15 protein-coding genes are annotated in these 16,009 nt (G+C 75.0%); 7 read left to right on the forward strand and 8 right to left on the reverse strand.

Going from position 1 to position 16,009, the window contains the following annotated elements:
- Nucleotides 1-35 precede the first annotated feature (35 nt).
- Genes LN037_RS02280 through LN037_RS02290 form a run of 3 tightly spaced genes read right to left on the reverse strand, consistent with a single transcriptional unit; the run spans nucleotide 36 to nucleotide 3,479 of the window.
- The gene (locus tag LN037_RS02280) at nucleotides 36-1,715 is read right to left on the reverse strand and encodes an AMP-binding protein (RefSeq protein ID WP_230749408.1); all 1,680 of its coding nucleotides are present in this window, start codon (nucleotides 1,713-1,715) and stop codon (nucleotides 36-38) included.
- Entirely contained in the window at nucleotides 1,712-2,674 is a 963-nt protein-coding gene (locus tag LN037_RS02285) for a cyclase family protein (RefSeq protein ID WP_230749411.1), read from the reverse strand. Before LN037_RS02285 ends, LN037_RS02280 begins: the two co-directional genes overlap by 4 nt.
- A gap of 37 nt (nucleotides 2,675-2,711) precedes the next feature.
- A complete protein-coding gene (locus LN037_RS02290) occupies nucleotides 2,712-3,479 on the reverse strand; it encodes a 5-formyltetrahydrofolate cyclo-ligase (RefSeq protein ID WP_230749413.1) in 768 nt (255 codons plus the stop codon).
- A 169-nt stretch (nucleotides 3,480-3,648) separates the two neighbouring features.
- On the opposite strand from LN037_RS02290, the gene LN037_RS02295 reads away from it, so the two are divergent.
- On the forward strand, nucleotides 3,649-4,488 hold the full coding sequence (locus LN037_RS02295; RefSeq protein ID WP_230749415.1) for an aldo/keto reductase: 840 nt from the start codon (nucleotides 3,649-3,651) through the stop codon (nucleotides 4,486-4,488).
- A gap of 13 nt (nucleotides 4,489-4,501) precedes the next feature.
- Here LN037_RS02295 and LN037_RS02300 read toward each other — a convergent pair whose 3' ends face one another.
- Nucleotides 4,502-5,272: an SDR family NAD(P)-dependent oxidoreductase gene (locus tag LN037_RS02300; protein WP_230749417.1), complete on the reverse strand. Its 771-nt coding sequence runs from the start codon at nucleotides 5,270-5,272 to the stop codon at nucleotides 4,502-4,504.
- Between the two features lie 171 nt (nucleotides 5,273-5,443).
- On the opposite strand from LN037_RS02300, the gene LN037_RS02305 reads away from it, so the two are divergent.
- From LN037_RS02305 to LN037_RS02325, 5 genes are all read left to right on the forward strand, one after another.
- Entirely contained in the window at nucleotides 5,444-7,060 is a 1,617-nt protein-coding gene (locus tag LN037_RS02305; protein WP_230749418.1) for an acyl-CoA dehydrogenase family protein, read from the forward strand.
- A gap of 345 nt (nucleotides 7,061-7,405) precedes the next feature.
- Nucleotides 7,406-8,452 (forward strand): alpha/beta fold hydrolase, encoded by a 1,047-nt coding sequence (locus LN037_RS02310; protein ID WP_230749421.1) that lies wholly within the window; start codon nucleotides 7,406-7,408, stop codon nucleotides 8,450-8,452.
- The gene (locus LN037_RS33305) at nucleotides 8,445-9,092 is read left to right on the forward strand and encodes a response regulator (RefSeq protein ID WP_308286090.1); all 648 of its coding nucleotides are present in this window, start codon (nucleotides 8,445-8,447) and stop codon (nucleotides 9,090-9,092) included. Before LN037_RS02310 ends, LN037_RS33305 begins: the two co-directional genes overlap by 8 nt.
- Nucleotides 9,089-10,270, forward strand: a complete 1,182-nt coding sequence (locus LN037_RS02320) for a sensor histidine kinase (protein WP_230749423.1) — start codon at nucleotides 9,089-9,091, stop codon at nucleotides 10,268-10,270. The genes LN037_RS33305 and LN037_RS02320 overlap by 4 nt, the downstream gene beginning before the upstream one ends.
- Nucleotides 10,271-10,336: 66 nt before the next feature.
- On the forward strand, nucleotides 10,337-11,548 hold the full coding sequence (locus tag LN037_RS02325; RefSeq protein ID WP_230749425.1) for an oxygenase MpaB family protein: 1,212 nt from the start codon (nucleotides 10,337-10,339) through the stop codon (nucleotides 11,546-11,548).
- A gap of 8 nt (nucleotides 11,549-11,556) precedes the next feature.
- Here LN037_RS02325 and LN037_RS02330 read toward each other — a convergent pair whose 3' ends face one another.
- Genes LN037_RS02330 through LN037_RS02345 form a run of 4 tightly spaced genes read right to left on the reverse strand, consistent with a single transcriptional unit; the run spans nucleotide 11,557 to nucleotide 15,458 of the window.
- Entirely contained in the window at nucleotides 11,557-12,372 is an 816-nt protein-coding gene (locus LN037_RS02330; RefSeq protein WP_230749427.1) for a crotonase/enoyl-CoA hydratase family protein, read from the reverse strand.
- A gap of 46 nt (nucleotides 12,373-12,418) precedes the next feature.
- Entirely contained in the window at nucleotides 12,419-12,781 is a 363-nt protein-coding gene (locus tag LN037_RS02335; protein WP_230749428.1) for an STAS domain-containing protein, read from the reverse strand.
- Nucleotides 12,757-13,785, reverse strand: a complete 1,029-nt coding sequence (locus LN037_RS33310) for a cobalamin B12-binding domain-containing protein (RefSeq protein ID WP_230749429.1) — start codon at nucleotides 13,783-13,785, stop codon at nucleotides 12,757-12,759. The genes LN037_RS02335 and LN037_RS33310 overlap by 25 nt, the downstream gene beginning before the upstream one ends.
- A complete protein-coding gene (locus LN037_RS02345) occupies nucleotides 13,782-15,458 on the reverse strand; it encodes a PP2C family protein-serine/threonine phosphatase (protein WP_230749431.1) in 1,677 nt (558 codons plus the stop codon). The genes LN037_RS33310 and LN037_RS02345 overlap by 4 nt, the downstream gene beginning before the upstream one ends.
- A gap of 81 nt (nucleotides 15,459-15,539) precedes the next feature.
- On the opposite strand from LN037_RS02345, the gene LN037_RS02350 reads away from it, so the two are divergent.
- Entirely contained in the window at nucleotides 15,540-15,971 is a 432-nt protein-coding gene (locus LN037_RS02350) for a GlcG/HbpS family heme-binding protein (protein ID WP_230749432.1), read from the forward strand.
- Nucleotides 15,972-16,009: the final 38 nt, after the last annotated feature.

A 16,009-nucleotide genomic window follows, 5' to 3' on the forward strand; every position in this document is an offset into this window, starting at 1 on the left:
GGCCACGAACGCGTCGTCCGTCCGGTGTGGGACGCCTACGTGCCCCGCAGCTCGCGGCGCAGCAGCTTCCCGGTGACCGTCTTCGGCAACTCGTCCCGCAGCTCGATCTGCCGCGGGTACTTGTAGGCCGACATGCGCTCCTTGCAGAACGCGATGAGCTCGTCGGGCTCCACCGACTGCCCCGGCCGCAGCGAGACGAACGCCTTGACCGTCTCGCCCCGGTACTCGTCCGGGACCCCGACGACGGCCGCCTCGCGGACCGCCGGGTGCTCGTAGAGCACGTCCTCGACCTCCCGCGGCCAGACCTTGTAGCCGCCCGCGTTGATCTGGTCCTTCTTACGGTCGACGACGTAGAACCAGCCCTCGGCGTCCATGTAGCCGACGTCGCCGGTCTTGAGCTCGACGACGCCGCCGGGCCCGCGCAGCGCCTTCTCGGTCTCCTCGGGCTTGCCCCAGTAGGCCGGCACCACCTGCGGGCCGCGGGTGGTGATCTCCCCGACCTCGCCCACGTCGGCCTCCGTGCCGTCGTCGCGCACGATCCGCACGACGGTGTCGAAGATCGGCACCCCCACCGACAGCGCGCCCGAGGTCTCGTCGACCGGCGCCGTGGCGCCCAGCGGCACCCCGTGCGACGGCGAGTTGGTCTCGGTCAGCCCGTAGAAGTTGTGGATGTAGTGGCCGAACTGGTCCTGGAACGCCTTGACCGTCGACGGCGGGATCGGCGCGCCACCCGAGTACACCTTGACCATGGACGAGAGCGCGTCCCGGTCCACGCCGGGCGCGTTCATCATCGCGATGAACACCGTGATCGAGCCGATCGAGAACGTCGGCCGGTGCTCCCGGATCGCGTCGACCACGACGCCGGGCTCGAAGCGGTAGGCCAGCACGAGCGGGCAGGGCAGCAGCAGCGCGATCGCCATGTGCCCCACGACCCCGGTGATGTGGAACAGCGGGGCGACCCCGAACACCGAGTCCTCGCGGGCGAGCTGGATCCAGTCCCGGTAGGTCTGCGCGTTGAACACGATGTTGGCGTGCGTGTTCATCGCGCCCTTGGGCGGACCCGTCGTGCCGCTCGTGTAGCCGAGGAAGGCCACGTCGTCGCCCGTCAGCGTCACCGGCTCCGGCGTCCGGCCCCGGAACCGCCCGAGCACCGTCGTCAGGTCCTCGGCACCGTCGCAGTCGACCCGCTCCATGTCCCGGAAGAGGCGCTCGTCGTGCCGGGTCTGGAACTCCAGCGGCGACGTGGTGAAGGCGATGCGGACGCTCGTGTTCGGCACGACCTCGCTCGCGATCGCCCACAGGTCCTCCTGCGCGACGATCGCCGTCGCCGCGCAGTCGGTGAGGATGGTCGTGAGCTCGCGCTGGCGCGACATCGGGTTGACGCTGACGACGATGCCGCCGGCCTTCCACGTCCCGATCACGACCGCCAGCACCTGCGGGATGTTCTGCAGGTAGGTGGCGAGGCGGTCGCCCCGGGCGAAGCCGCGCTCGGTCAGCGCGACGGCGAACGCGTCGGAGAGCTCGTCGAGCTCGCGCATGGTCAGGGTGCCGTCGAAGTAGCGGACGATCTCGCAGTCCGGGTCGCGCTCCAGGGCGGCCCGGAACATGTCCAGCGCGCTCGCGAACTCGATGGTGACGGCGCCGTGGTTGTAGTCGTCGCGGTAGCGCGCGAGCCACGGCTTCGACTCGTACGCGGACGACTGCGTGGTCGTCATCGGATCACCACCGGGTTGACGGGCGACCCGGTCGCCTCGTGGATCTTCAGCGGGGCGGCGGTGTAGAGGAAGTCCCAGCGCCCGTCCGCGGCGCACGCGTCGGCGAGGTCGTCGAGCCAGATGATCTCGGCGAGGCTGACGCCCAGGTTGCGCAGCAGCGATGCGTGCAGCGGCAGGAGCACCCCGGTCTCCGGGTCGGCGGTGACCTCGTTGGCGATCGTGTCCGTGACGAGGTTCGGGATCTCCTTGTTCTGGAACCACTCGACGAGCTCGCGGGAGTAGGTCAGGCCCGGCTCCACGAAGTCGTCGTAGAACTCCTCGGCGGGCGTCGCGTAGAAGTACTTCAGGAAGCCCGTGCGCACGAGCAGGATGTCGCGGTCCTCGATCGAGGTGCCCTGCTTCGCCGCCGCCTCCTCGAGGTCGGTGTGGGTGAACGTCTCGCCCTTGTCCAGCCACTCCTTGCCGCGGTGGCGTGCCATGTCGATGAGCACGCCGCGGCCGGCGATGCCGCGCTCGGCGATCGGCAGGACCGAGGCCCAGCTCATGCCGCCGCCGTTCGTGGTGTCGGCGGACCGGCCGTTCCACAGCGTGTCGTCGTACCAGGCGTGGCCGAGCGCGTCGTACTGCGACGACCCCTGGAGGAAGATCTCGGCCTTGTCGTCGGTCGCGCGGATCCCGCCCGGGAACGACGGGCCCTGCCCCGACTCGAACAGCTCCTGGTCCCACACCATCTCGCGCTTGATGCCCTCACGGCCCGGGAAGACCGGGTCGCCGTGCGGATGTCCCATCGGGCACTGCAGCGTGAAGACCTGGCCGTTCTTCACACTGGCGACCCCGCGAAGCACCTGGGCGGCGTCGAGGTAGTTGAGCGAGCCGACCTCGTCGTCGTCGCCCCACTTGCCCCAGTTCTTCGGGGGGTTGTCCCCGAGCAGCTCCGCCATCGAGGGTGCGTCGGCCATCGTCTGTCTCCTCGTCGTCGAGTGCGTGACCCGGGTCTCACGGTGCCATGCGCATGCGGCGGCGGGAAGCGAGCAGCGGAATGGATTCGATCTTCTCGTCGGTGAGCTCGTCCCAGGCGATCGCGGGGTCGTGCCGGGCGTCCCGACGGCACGTGTGGGTGCGTTCCGGCGTCACCAGGAGGTCCAGCGCGACGTCGTGGTCGACGGTCGGGATCGCGTCCACGACCTGCAGCTCGTGCACCGTCGTGACGACGGGGGTGTCCCGCCCGACGAGCCCCGCCGCGAAGGCGACCGCGTACTCGAGGTCGGAGAACCCGCCGCCCTTGCCGAGGCGGGCGCCGTCCTCGGTGACTGCGACGCAGCCGGCGACGACGAGGTCCACCGGCTCCAGGTCCTCCACCGCCACCGTGCGACCCGCCGCGCTCGCGCCCTTGATCGACGACGCCTGGCGCGGGGTCCGGCCGCCGAGGTCGTCGGGGTCCAGCAGGAAGAACGGGTGCTCCTCGGCCAGGCGCGGGACCGCCATGTAGACCGTCTTGCCGTCCTCGAGCGCGCGCTGCCGCACGGGCCACTGCGCGGAGTCCGGGTTGCACTTGAGTGTGCGGGCGTTCTGCCAGACGTCGGTGTCGCGGAGCCGCTCGGCCGCCTTCTCCGCGCCGACGAAGTTCGGGATCCGGTTGCGCGCCCCGGGGAACCGCGCCTGCTTCTCCTCGGACAGGCGCGCCCACACCTGCTCGCGCAGCTCCTGCTTCGCGGCGAGGGTCGCGGGGTCGCCCCCGGCGTCGTGGTCGTGGGCCTTCGGCATGCCCGGATCCTCGCGCGCCGGCGAGCCCGTCCCCGCCTGCCACCCCGCGGAACCGGTGCGACCGGTCCCGGTTCCGCGGCCTGTCTCGCGCTCCCGGGCGACGGTCGGTCACCGCCGACCGACGGCCGGACGCGGGATTGGGTGCTCACGCCCGGAGGCATCCGCCCCGATGAGCATCCCGACGACGGCCCTCCCCGACGGCACGCCCGTCCCGGTCCTCGGGGCCGGGACCTGGCACTACGCGGAGGACCCGACCCGCCGTCGGGACGAGATCGCCTCCCTGCACGCCGCGCTGGACGAGGGGATCACCCTCGTCGACACCGCCGAGATGTACGCCGACGGCGGCGCGCAGGAACTCGTCGGCGAGGCCCTGGCCGGACGGCGGGACGAGGCGTTCGTGGTGGACAAGGTCCTGCCCTCGAACGCCTCGCGGCGGGGCACCGTCGAGGCCGCCGAGCGTGCCCTGCGACGGCTGCGTACCGACCGGATCGACCTGTACCTGCTGCACTGGCGGGGGCGACACCCGCTCGCCGAGACCGTCACCGCCTTCGAGGAGCTGCAGGCCGCCGGGAAGATCGGCGCGTGGGGCGTCAGCAACCTCGACACCGACGACCTCGAGGAGCTGGTCGGGCTCGCCGCCGGCCGCGCCGTGGCCACCGACCAGGTCCTCTACAACCTCACGCGGCGCGGCCCCGAGTACGACCTGCTCCCCTGGTGCGCCGAGCACACCGTCCCCGTGATGGCCTACTCCCCCGTCGAGCAGGGCCGGCTCCTCGGCGCCCCCGCGCTGCGCACCGTGGCGGACCGGCACGGTGCGACGCCCGCCCAGGTCGCGCTCGCGTGGGTCCTGCGGCGGCCGGGCACGATCGCGATCCCCAAGACCGCGACGCCGGAGCGCATCGTCGAGAACCGCGGCGCCCTCGACGTGCACCTCACCGACGACGACCTCGCGGAGCTCGACCGGGCCTTCCCGCCCCCGGACCGCAAGCGCGCGCTCGAGCTCCTCTGAGGACGACGGCGGGCTACAGCAGCCCCGCGTCCATCCCGCCGTCGAGGACCAGCTCGCTCCCGGTGCACCACGAGGACCGCTCCGAGGCGAAGAACAGGGCCGCCTCGGCCACCTCGTCGGGTCGGCCGTACCGCCCCTGCTTCTGGGCGATGAGCTCGTCGAACCCGCCCGAGGGCAGCCCCAGGGCGGCCTCGAACCCGGGACGGGCGGCGGTCACGAGGTCGGTGTCGATGAACCCGGGGAGCACCGTGTTCACGCGGACGCCGTAGGGGCGCAGCTCGACGGCAGCGGTCTTGGTCAGGTTGACCACGCCCGCCTTCGCCGCGGCGTAGTGCCCGATCAGCGGCGAGCCCGCGTGGGCGGTGATCGACCCGATCGTGACGATGCTGCCGCCGCCCGCGGCGATGATCGCGGGAGCCGCGTGGCGCAGGGACAGGAACACCCCGTCGAGGTTGACCGAGACCACGTCGCGCCAGGCCGCGAGGTCCATCTGCACCAGCGGCAGCGGCGCGCCGACCCCGGCGTTCGGCACCATCACGTGCAGCGCGCCGCACTGCTCCACGGTGCGTTCGACGAGCGCGGCGACCTGCTCCTCGGACCGGACGTCGCACGCGATCGCCACCGCGCCGGGCAGGCCCTCCGCCACCGCGCCGGCCGCGTCCGCGTCGAGGTCCGAGACGACGACGGTCGCGCCGGCGGCGGCGAAGCGGGTCGCGATCGCCCGCCCCAGCCCCTTCCCCGCCCCGGTGACCACCGCGACCCTGCCCTCGAGCTCCGTCGACATCGCACACCTCCGATCGGGCGCGACCGATCGGCCGCGCGGAGCGCGACGCTAGAGGTCCGTCTGTGACCCACGCCATGTCCCCCGGGTACCAACCCGACGCCCGGGGTTGTGCCGTCGGCCCGACCCGCGGCGCACCTACCGACGGGTAGCCCGACGTGCTTCGATCGGGCCATGGCGCCCACCCACGTCGTGACCAACCAGGCTCCCGACCTCGTCGGGTTCGACGCGGCCGCCGACCCGCCGCTGCTCGAGGCCCTCGAGCGCGAGGGCGCGGGGTGGGCGCTCGACGAGCTGCACGAGACCGGCCGCCGGGTCGGCAGCGCCGAGGTCCGGGCGTGGGCCGACGCCGCGCACCGCAACGAGCCGGTGCTGCGGACGCACGACCGGATCGGGAACCGGATCGACGAGGTCGACTACGACCCGGGCTACCACGCGCTGCTCGGCGAGGCCGTGTCCCGCGGGTTCGCCGGCGCGGTGTGGGAGGGCCGGCCGGGACAGCACGTCGCGCGGGCGGCCGGGTTCCTCGTCTGGTCCCAGGCCGAGGCCGGCCACGGCTGTCCGGTGTCGATGACGCACGCCGTGGTGCCGGCTCTCCGGGCCGCTCCGGAGCTGTTCGCGCAGTACGGGCCGGGGCTCATGGCGCGGAGCTACGAGCCCGGCCTGACCGACCCGGCGTCGAAGTCGGGCCTGCTGGCGGGCATGGGCATGACCGAGAAGCAGGGCGGCTCGGACGTCCGCACCAACACGACCACCGCGACCCCGAACGCCGACGGCACCTGGTCGCTCACCGGGCACAAGTGGTTCACGAGCGCCCCGATGTGCGACGTGTTCCTCGTGCTGGCGCAGACGGCGGCGGGCGTCACCTGCTTCCTCGTGCCGCGGGTCCTGCCCGACGGGACGCGGAACCCGTTCGCGATCCAGCGGCTCAAGGACAAGCTCGGCAACCGGTCGAACGCCTCGAGCGAACCCGAGTTCGACGGGACGGTCGGCTTCCGTGTCGGCGACGAGGGCCGCGGGGTCCGGACGATCATCGAGATGGTCGCGTGCACCCGGCTCGACAACGCCCTCGGCTCGGCCGCCGGGATGCGCGACGCCGTCCGCCGGGCGGTCTGGCACGCGCGGCACCGGTGCGCGTTCGGCGCCGCCCTGATCGACAAGCCGCTGATGCGCGCGGTGCTGGCGGACCTGACGGTGGAGTCGGAGGCGGCGGTCGCGCTGGCGATGCGGTTGGCGGGCGCGCAGGACCGGGCCGCCGACGACGAGCACGAGGCCGCGTTCCGGCGGATCGGCGTCACCCTGGGCAAGTACTGGATCTGCAAGCGCCAGACGGCCGTGGTCGGCGAGGCGCTGGAGTGCCTGGGCGGGAACGGGTTCGTCGAGGAGTCGGGGATGCCGCGGCTGTTCCGCGAGTCGCCCCTGAACTCGATCTGGGAGGGCTCCGGCAACGTCAACGCCCTCGACCTGCTCCGGGTCCTCGCCCGCGAGCCCGCCGCGGTCGACGCGTACCGCACGGAGGTCGAGCTCGCCGCCGGTGCCGACCACCGGCTCGACGCGGCGTGGAAGGCCGTCCAGGACGACCTGCGCGACGTCTCCGAGGACCGCGCCCGCTGGCTCTCCGAGCGGCTCGCGATCGTGCTGCAGGGGTCGCTGCTCGTGCGCCACGCGCCCACGGCCGTCGCGGACGCCTTCGTCGGTTCGCGGGTCGCCGGCGATCACGGCGCCGCCTTCGGGACGCTCCCCCGGGGCGTCGACGTCGACGGCGTCCTCGCCCGGGTCCCCCTCGGCTGACCCTTCCCGACGGCGGGTCGCGCGCGTCGGTCCCGGGGCCCGGTGGATCGCGCGCGTCCCGCACACACTCCCGGGCGGGGCCGGAACGACCCGGCCGACTCCTGCGCGTCACGCACACACCGGAACCCGGATCCGCTGCGCCGAGGACGGCCGCGTCCGGAGCGTGTGTGCGTCACGCGCAGGACTCACCCGGACCGAGCACGAGGTGACCGGCGGTGTGTGCGGGACGCGCAGAAGTCACCGGGACCACCAGCGGCGCCACCCGGGGTGTGTGCGCGACGCGGGGGACCCGTCGTCCGGAGAGCGTTCCGCCCACGCCCCTCCGGCACTAGCGTTCCGCGCACCATGAGAGAGCTCCTGCCCGGTGTCGAGGCCGGGACCGTCGACGCCCGCATCCGCATCCACCACCTGACGTCCGGGCCGGCCGACGGGGAACCGGTCGTCCTGGTGCACGGGAACCTGTCGACCGGCCGGTTCTTCGAGCACCTGATGAGCCCGGCGAGCGACCGCTGGCGCTTCCTCGCCCCCGACATGCGCGGGTTCGGGCGCACCGAGCCGGCGCCGATCGACGCGACGCGCGGACTCGGCGACTGGGCCGACGACCTCGTCTCCTACCTCGACACCCTCGGGATCGAGCGGCCGCACCTCGTCGGGTGGTCGACGGCGGGCGCGGCGATCGCCCTGGTCGCGCGGCAGCGCCCGGTGGCGAGCCTGCTCTTCCTCGACCCCGTCAGCCCCCACGGCTACGGCGGCACCCACCCCGACGGCCGCCCCTGCTTCGACGACTTCGCGGGCTCCGGCGCGGGCGTGGCCAACCCGCAGTTCGTGGCGAAGCTGCGCGAGGGCGACCGTTCCGGCGACGACGCCCTGAGCCCGCGCAACGTCATGGCCGGCACCTACTGGTCCCCCGACTTCCGACTGCCGCGCGAACGGGAGGACCTGCTCGTCGACGAGATCCTGCTCTCGCAGATCGGCGACGACGGCTACCCCGGCGACGCCACGACCTCGTCGAACTGGCCGGGCGCGGCGCCCGGCACGCGCGGGCTGCTGAACGCGCTGTCGCCGAAGTACTGCGACTGGTCGTGGCTGCCCGAGCTGGACCCGAAGCCGCCGGTGCTCTGGACGCACGGCACGCGGGACGTGGTGGTCGCCGACGGATCGATGCTCGAACTGGGCACCCTCGGGCAGGCCGGGATCGTGCCGGGCTGGCCGGGCGCGGACGTCTTCCCGCCGCAGCCCATGATCAGCCAGATCCGCGCCGTGCTGGAGCGCTACGAGCAGGCCGGCGGGCGGGCGCGGACGGAGATGTTCGCGGAGTCCGGGCACGGGCCGCACGTCGACGCCGCGCCGCGGTGGCTCGAGATCGCGACGGAGTTCTGGGCGAGTGCGTGACTCCCGGGAGAAGGTGCGGGTGGTCGTCGCCGACGACCACGAGATGTACCGCGACGGGGTCGTGCGGGCGCTGGTCAACAGCGGCTGGATCGACGTCGTCGGGGAGGCCGACGACGGCGACGCGGCGCTGGCGGCGATCACCGAGCACCGTCCCGACGTCGCCCTCGTCGACCACCGCATGCCCGGGCTCGACGGCACCGAGATCGTCCGGCGGGCCGCACGCGACGGCCTGCCGACGCGCATCGTCGTCCTCTCGGCGTTCACCGACCCGAACCTCGTCTACGGCGCGCTCGAGGAGGGCGCGGCGGGCTACCTGCCGAAGGAGACCCGTCGTCGGGAACTGGTCGAGGCGGTCCGGACGGCGGCCGACGGCGGCACGGTGCTGCCCGCCGACCTCGCGGCCGGTCTCGCCGGGGAGATCCGGCACCGGCGCGCCGACCGCGGCCCCGCGCTGTCCGAGCGCGAGACGGAGATCCTCCGGCTGATGGCGCAGGGGCTCACGACGCCCGCGATCGCGAAGCAGCTCTACGTCGCGCCGAGCACCGTGAAGACCCACGTGCAGCGGATGTACGAGAAGCTCGAGGTCACCGAGCGGGCGGCCGCGGTGGCCGAGGCGATGCGGCGCGGGCTGCTGGAGTGAGCACCCCGGCCGAGCGGGCGCTCGCGCAGTTCCAGGCCGAGGCGTCGCGGACGACGAGCCTGATGCGCTGGGGACTCGTCGGGCTGCTCGGGCTGGCCGGGGGTCTGGACCAGACCCGCGTCGAGGGCGTCGGCTTCTGGCTCGTGCTGGCCGCCTACGGGCTGTTCGCCGTCGGCTGGTTCGTCAAGGTGCGGCGGCGCCCGGTGTCGCCGACGACCGGGCTCGCCGCCACCACCGTCGACCTCGTCGCCGTCACCGTGCTCTCCCTGCTCGCCGGGGGCGGCGGCACGCTGCCGACGCTGGCCTACGTGGTGATCCCCGTGATGGCGGCGTTCCGGTACCGGCCGACGCTGTCGGCGGGGGTCGGGATCGCGACGATCCTGTCGTTCGCGCTCACCGCCGCCGTCGAGCGCCCGCCGATCGACACGACGACCCTCGTGGCCGAGGCCGCGGTCCTGACGCTCGTGGCGGTCGCGACCTTCCTGCTCTCCGTGGTGCTCGCCCGCCGTGCGACGCGCATCCGCGCGCTGCTCGCCGACGCCGACGCCCTGACCGCCCAGGTGCTCGACGCCGAGGCCCGCGAACGCCGCCGCCTCGCCGAGGACCTGCACGACCACGCCCTGCAGACCCTTCTCGTCGCCGGCCAGGAGCTCGACGAGCTCGACGGCGCCGAGGCCGCCGAGGAGGCACTGCGGGCGGGCATCCGGGAGATCCGCGAGGTCGTGTTCGCGCTGCACCCGTACGTGCTCGACGAGGCCGGGCTGGTGGTGGCGGTGCGCCGGGTCGCGGAGCGGGTGGCCGGGCAGGCGGGGTTCGCGGTGACCGTGGACGGGGAGCCGCTCCCGTCCGGCCCGCACGACCGGCTGCTGTTCGGGGTGGCCCGCGAGCTGCTCACGAACGTCGCGAAGCACGCGCGGGCGGAGCACGTGACGGTCGCCCTGCGCGACACCCCGGACGGTCGTCGGCTGGAGATCGACGACGACGGCGTCGGGATCGACCGCGCGGTGCTCTCGGCGCGCCTGGCCGACGGGCACATCGGGCTCGCCTCCACCCGCGCGCGCGTCGAGGGCGTCGGCGGCACCTTCACCCTCGACACCACGGCGCCCGGGACCCGGACGGTGGTCCGCGTCCCGTCCGGGGAGCCCGATGCGAGTACCGGGGCCCGCGTCGGGGCCTGACCAGCGGGACCCGTCGTCACCGAACGCGAGTTGAAGCCGACCGCCGCGGCGTGTGAGCGTCGTGGCATGACCGCCGACGCCGCGCCCGCCCGGGCGCTCCCGACGTGCCCGACGCGGTTCCGCGGCGCGCCGTCCCGCAACGCCCGGATCGCCCGGCCGCTGGCGCTGCTCGGGCGCGTGCGGGAGGTGGACGAGGGGCTCGTGGACGAGATCGGGCGGCGGATGATGCTCCGCGACGAGGTCGGCGCGGCCCTGGCCCGGGCGATGCGCCCGGACGCGCCGCAGCGGGTGACGATGGCCGCGGTGGAGCGGGCGCTCGGGCAGGGGCCCACCGACGCCGACCCGCCGGCCCTCCGGGCGTTCGTCGCCGCCCTGGAGCGGGAGCCGGCGTGGCTCGACCGCGACCTGCTGGAACGCGGCGCCGCCGTCTACCGCCGGATGGGCTCGACCCGCGACGACGTGCTGCTCGCCCTCGCGCTGATCGGCGGGTACCGCTACGAGGGGCCGGCCGACCTGCTGGTCGCCACCGGCGGGCTCGCCGGACGCGCGGCGATGCGGCGGCTCGGCGAGACGCTCGTCTGGGGCCGTGCGGTCAGCGCCCCCGGCGGGATGGCCCGCGGCGGCGAGGGCTTCCGGCTCACCGCGCACGTGCGGGCGATGCACGCGGTGGTCGACGACCGGTTCGGGCGGTCCCCGGACTGGGACACCGGGCGGTACGGGCTGCCGGTCAACCGCAGCGACCTCGCCGGGACGCTCGCCCTCTTCAGCGCCACCGCCATGCTCGGCGCCCGGGTCCTCGGGCACCGCATCCCCCGCGCCGACTCCGACGCCGTGATGCACCTGTGGCGCTACGTCGGGTTCCTGCTCGGCGTCGACGAGGACTGGCTGTTCACCACCGAGCGCGCGCAGCACGCGTTCGACCACCACCTGCTCCTCGCCCAGGGCGGCCCCACGCCCGCCGGCGTCGAGCTGACGACCGCGCTCGTCGAGGGGCAGCGCACCAAGCACGGCGGCGGGCTGCGGGGGTGGTACGCCCGACGACGGGTCCTGGGCCACCTCCGGCTCTTCCTCGGCCGCGACGGGCTGCGCGACCTGGGGCAACCCGTCGTCGTGCCGTGGACGGTGGTGCCGCAGGTGGCGCGGAACCTCGTGGAGTCGTGGGTGGTGGCCCGGTCCGCCGCCGGTCGGCGGTGGCTGGAGCGCCGCTCGGACGCCGGGGTGGACGCCGAGCTCGCGCTGCTGCTCGGGTCGCGGCGGTCGTTGGCGGCGGTCACCTGATCCGTGGCTCAGGAGAACCGCGGCGGCCGCTTCTCGGCGAACGCGGTGAACGCCTCCTGCAGGTCGGCGCTGGGCAGGAACGCCGCGTTCCACGCCGCGACGTAACGCAGCCCCGCCTCCACCCGGGGGGCGCGCTCGGCGTCGAGGACGTCCTTGATCCCGCGGGTGACGAGCGGCGAGTTGGCGGCGATGCGCCCGGCCAGGGCGAGGGCGGCGGCGTCGAGCTCCTCGGCGGTCGCGTAGGTGCGGTTCACCAGGCCGATGCGCTCGGCCTCGGCGGCGGACACGTCGTCGCCGGTCAGGGCCAGCTCGCGCAGGAACCCGTCCCCGACGATCCCGACGAGCCGCTGCAGCGACCCGATGTCGGCGACCATCGCCATGCGCACCTCGCGCACGGAGATGAGGGCGTCGGCGCTCGCGAGGCGGACGTCGCAGGCGGTCACGAGGTCGACGCCCCCGCCGACGCACCAGCCCTGGATCGCGGCGACCGTGGGCGTGCGGCAGTCGGCGACCGAGGTGATCGAGGCCTGCAGCTCCCGGACGTGGCGCAGGAACCACTCGCGGTTCTTCGCGCTCGGGTCGCCCAGCACCCCGCCGAGACTGCCGGCGGCGGCCTGGAGGTCGAGGCCGTAGGAGAACCGCCCGTCGGCGCCGGTGATCACGATCGCGCGGGTGTCGGCGTCGGCGTCGAGTGCCGCCATCACCTGCGGCAGCTCCGCGAAGAAGGTCGGCGACATCGCGCGCGCCACCAGCGCGACCCGGGCGACGTGCTCGGCGGGCCGGTCGACGGCGAGGGTCTCCAGGGACTCCGGGAGGGTGGTCATACGACGGACTAGATCACCCGCCGTCGGGACCGTTCAACCCGACCCGTCAGACGCCGAGCACCCGGTCCAGGCCGGTGAGCCGCAACGCGCGGGACGGCTGCCCGTGGACGCCCCGCAGCCCGAACGAGCCCCCGGTCGCGGCCACGCGCTGCGACGCGCCGAGCAGCGCGCGCATGCCGCACGAGTCGCAGTAGGGCACCGCGGTGAGGTCGACGACGAGGTCGAGCCGCCCCGTGGCGCGGGCGACCTCCTGCTCGAGGGTCGCCTCGAGCTCGCCGACGTGGGCGTAGTCGACGTCGCCGCTGACCACCACCAGCACGCGGGGCCCGGCCCCGGGCACCTGCTCCTTCTCGACGCGGACGCCGAAGTCGGGCTCCTGGCCGGTCACGCCGCCCCCGTCCCGGAACACGCCTCCTGCACGGGCTCGGACCGGAGCAGCGCGACGGTGCGCGGCGAGTCGGCGAGGCGTTCGGTGAGGTCGTCCACGGCGCCGCGCAGCTCCTCGCGGGTGAGCCCGCCGGGGACCGCGACGGTGCCGACCCAGCGCAGGAAGCGGGCGAGCAGCCCGGGGTCGTCGACGTAGACCGCGGCGGCGAGGAAGTCGACGAGGTGCCCGAGGTCGTCGGCGAGCTGGTCGTCGGGCCCCGCACCCGCGCGGACCCGCGCGGCGAGTCCGGCCACGAGTTCCGGACGGCGGGTGTGCAGCAGCGCCTGCTCCTCGCGCGAGGCGTCGTCGACCCGCCCGGCGTCGGCGCGCGGCAACGGGCCCTCGAGCAGCGCGGCGGCGGCGCGCGCGTCGGGCGCCCAGCCGTCCGCGCCGACCGCGGTGGCCCACTCGCCGCACGGCCCGAAGGCCGCGCCGCCGGCGAGGATCGGGATGCCCGACGCCCGGCAGGCCTCGACCATCCGCCGCGCCGCGGGCAGGCGGGAGGGCAGGGAGCTGGACACGGCGACGACGTCGGGCCCGGTCTCGTGCAGGTGCACCGCGAGCTGCGCGGCGGGGACGCTCGACCCGAGGAACGTCACGTCCCAGCCGTGCCGGGTGAGCACCTCGGCGAGCAGGCGGGCGGGCAGGGCGTGCCACTCGCCGTCGAGGCAGGCGACCGCGATCCGCCCGACGCCGCTGGACGGACCCGCCGGCCGGTGCCGCGCGACCGCGGAGACGACGCGCTCGGAGATGTGGGTGGCGATGTGCTCCTGGACCACCGACCACGCCCCGGCGGCCCACCGCTCCCCCACCTCGCGCTGGGCCTCGGCCACCACGTCGAGCAGGACCGCCTCGACGTCGAGGCCCGCGTCCACGGCGCCGAGCGCCACGTCGATCGCGCCCTGCTCGTCAGAGGCGCCGAGCCGGTCGAGGTACTCCGCCCGCAGCGTCGCGGGCGCGACGGCGGCGGTGCCGGGTGCGGTCACGGGGCCTCCCGGGTCCGGCGGGGAGCGGCCTGCAGGGCGAGCAGCGCGACGTCGTCGTGGTCGCGCCCGCCGAGCCACTCGGAGAGCAGCTGGAGCACGCGCTCGCAGATCACCTGCGGCGGCGCCCCGACGCAGCCGGCCAGGGCGGCCTCGAGCCGCTCCTCGTCGTAGAAGTCGCGGCCGGTCGGGCCGCCGCGGGCCTCGGTGACGCCGTCGGTGTAGAGCAGGCAGGTGTCGCCGGGTGCGAGCAGGACCTCGGTGGCCCCGACCTCGGCGTCGCGCAGCGCCCCCACCAGGGACCCGATGACGTCGACCTCCTCGACGCGACCGTCGGCCCGCAGCACGTAAGGCGGCGGGTGCCCACCGGTCGCCAGCCGCAGCCGCGACCCGCCGTCGGGCCGGGCCTGGGCATCGCCGAGCACCATCGTGGCGAAGCGCGGCATGGTGACCGAGGAGCCCGCGGCGTCGAGGTCGGCGGCGTCGAGGAGCGCGACGTTGAGCAGGCGGAGCAGCGTCGCGGGGTCCTGCTCGACGAGCCGCAGGGCGTGCAGCGACTGCCGCACGCGCCCGGAGAGCACGGCGGCCTCGATGCCCTTGCCGCAGACGTCGCCGAGCAGGAACGGCGTGCGGCCCGCGGCGGTGCGCGGCAGCACCTCGTAGAAGTCGCCGCCGACGCGCAGGCTCTCCCGCGCGGGGCGGTAGGCGCTGCCCACGAGCAGGTCGCCGGAGGTGTCGGCGGGCAGGGGCGGGGGTTCGAGGCTCGCCTGCAGCACGTGGCCGAGGTGGGCCTGCTCGCGGTAGAGCGCGGCCGCGGAGAGGGCGGTGCCGACGCGGACGGCGTACTCCTCGCCCAGCGGCAGCACCTCGGCGTCGGGGTCCGCGCCCACCAGGACGAGGACGCCCTGGACCACGGTGCCGGGCACCGGGACCACGAGCACCGGCCCGTCGGGACGCTCGTGCCACACCGGGAGCTCGGTCAGCTCGACGCCGACCCACGGGTCGATCGGGGCGCGGCCGGTGAGCGCCTCGTGCAGCCGCGGGGCGGCGCGCAGGTCGGCGCGGGCCATCTCGCCGGTGTGCGGGCGGGGGGCGCCGGCGTCGGCGCGGGCCCAGCGCACGGTGTCCGAGCCGTCGGCGAGCATCACCAGCACGGTCGGGGCGAGGAACCCGGCGGCGAGCGAGGCCGCGGTGCGCAGGGTGCGCTCGAGGTTGAGCACCCCGTGCAGCGCCCGTCCGGCCTCGGCGAGGAACTGGGCCCGCGCCTGGGCCCGCGAGAGCGACGCCGAGCCGCGCCGCTCCTCGGTCACGTCGGTGAGGTACCAGCAGGTCAGCGCGTCGACGACCGCGCCGACCGTGCCGTCGTCGTCGAGCCGGACCGCGCGCGCGGACAGCAGGCGCCCCGCGACCTCGGCCTCGAAGCCCGGCCGGGCGCGGACGACCGCGTCGGTGAACGCGTCGTGGCCCGCGTCCGCGACACCGACCCCGACGACGAGGCCCGGCAGCAGCCGGCCCGCCGCCGGATTCGCCGCGTGCACGATCTCCTCGCCGCCCGGGTGCGTGCGTCCGGTGACCACCACGGCCTCGGACAACCCGGCGAGCATGCGGGCGTGCAGGCTGCGCAGCCCCCTCGGCGGCGTCGGCGAGGGAGCCCCCGCCGGCATCGTCGAGTCCATGCGATCCACGGTATCTCCCGGAGAGGGCCCGGCTCACGGGCACGGTGGGTGACGGACGGCGCGGCGGGGAAAGGGAAGGCCATGACCCTGACCTACGAGCACGCCCGCACCATCGTCGCCGAGGCCCTCGAGCACGGCGAGTCGGCGGGCTACAAGCCCCTGACCGTGGCGGTCCTGGACACCGGCGGGCACCTCGTGGCCCTCGGCCGCGCCGACGGGTCGGGCTTCCTGCGGCCCGACGTCGCGATCGCGAAGGCGCACGGCGTGATCGGGCTGATGATGGACAGCCGCGCGATCGCACAGCGCGCGTCGGACTCCCCCGAGTTCTTCACCTCGGTGGCCTCCCTGGCCGGCGGCAAGGTGTTCTCCGTGCCGGGCGGGGTGTTCATCGTCGACGCCGACGGCGCGGTGATCGGGGCCGCCGGGGCGTCCGGGGACGCCTCGCTCGCCGACGAGGAGGCGGTCGTCGCCGGGATCGAGGCGGCGGGACTGGTGGCGCGCACGGGGGCGTAGCGCGTCGACCGGGTGGCGGCGACGACGCCTCGCCGCCA

The organism is Actinomycetospora soli (assembly GCF_021026295.1).
Lineage (GTDB): Bacteria > Actinomycetota > Actinomycetes > Mycobacteriales > Pseudonocardiaceae > Actinomycetospora > Actinomycetospora soli.

Coding starts and splice junctions, on each gene's coding strand:
- LN037_RS02280 (WP_230749408.1), bottom strand. CDS start 1,715: ATGACGACCACGCAGTCGTCCGCGTACGAGTCGAAGCCGTGGCTCGCG.
- LN037_RS02285 (WP_230749411.1), bottom strand. CDS start 2,674: ATGGCCGACGCACCCTCGATGGCGGAGCTGCTCGGGGACAACCCCCCG.
- LN037_RS02290 (WP_230749413.1), bottom strand. CDS start 3,479: ATGCCGAAGGCCCACGACCACGACGCCGGGGGCGACCCCGCGACCCTC.
- LN037_RS02295 (WP_230749415.1), top strand. CDS start 3,649: ATGAGCATCCCGACGACGGCCCTCCCCGACGGCACGCCCGTCCCGGTC.
- LN037_RS02300 (WP_230749417.1), bottom strand. CDS start 5,272: ATGTCGACGGAGCTCGAGGGCAGGGTCGCGGTGGTCACCGGGGCGGGG.
- LN037_RS02305 (WP_230749418.1), top strand. CDS start 5,444: ATGGCGCCCACCCACGTCGTGACCAACCAGGCTCCCGACCTCGTCGGG.
- LN037_RS02310 (WP_230749421.1), top strand. CDS start 7,406: ATGAGAGAGCTCCTGCCCGGTGTCGAGGCCGGGACCGTCGACGCCCGC.
- LN037_RS02325 (WP_230749425.1), top strand. CDS start 10,337: ATGACCGCCGACGCCGCGCCCGCCCGGGCGCTCCCGACGTGCCCGACG.
- LN037_RS02330 (WP_230749427.1), bottom strand. CDS start 12,372: ATGACCACCCTCCCGGAGTCCCTGGAGACCCTCGCCGTCGACCGGCCC.
- LN037_RS02345 (WP_230749431.1), bottom strand. CDS start 15,458: ATGGACTCGACGATGCCGGCGGGGGCTCCCTCGCCGACGCCGCCGAGG.
- LN037_RS02350 (WP_230749432.1), top strand. CDS start 15,540: ATGACCCTGACCTACGAGCACGCCCGCACCATCGTCGCCGAGGCCCTC.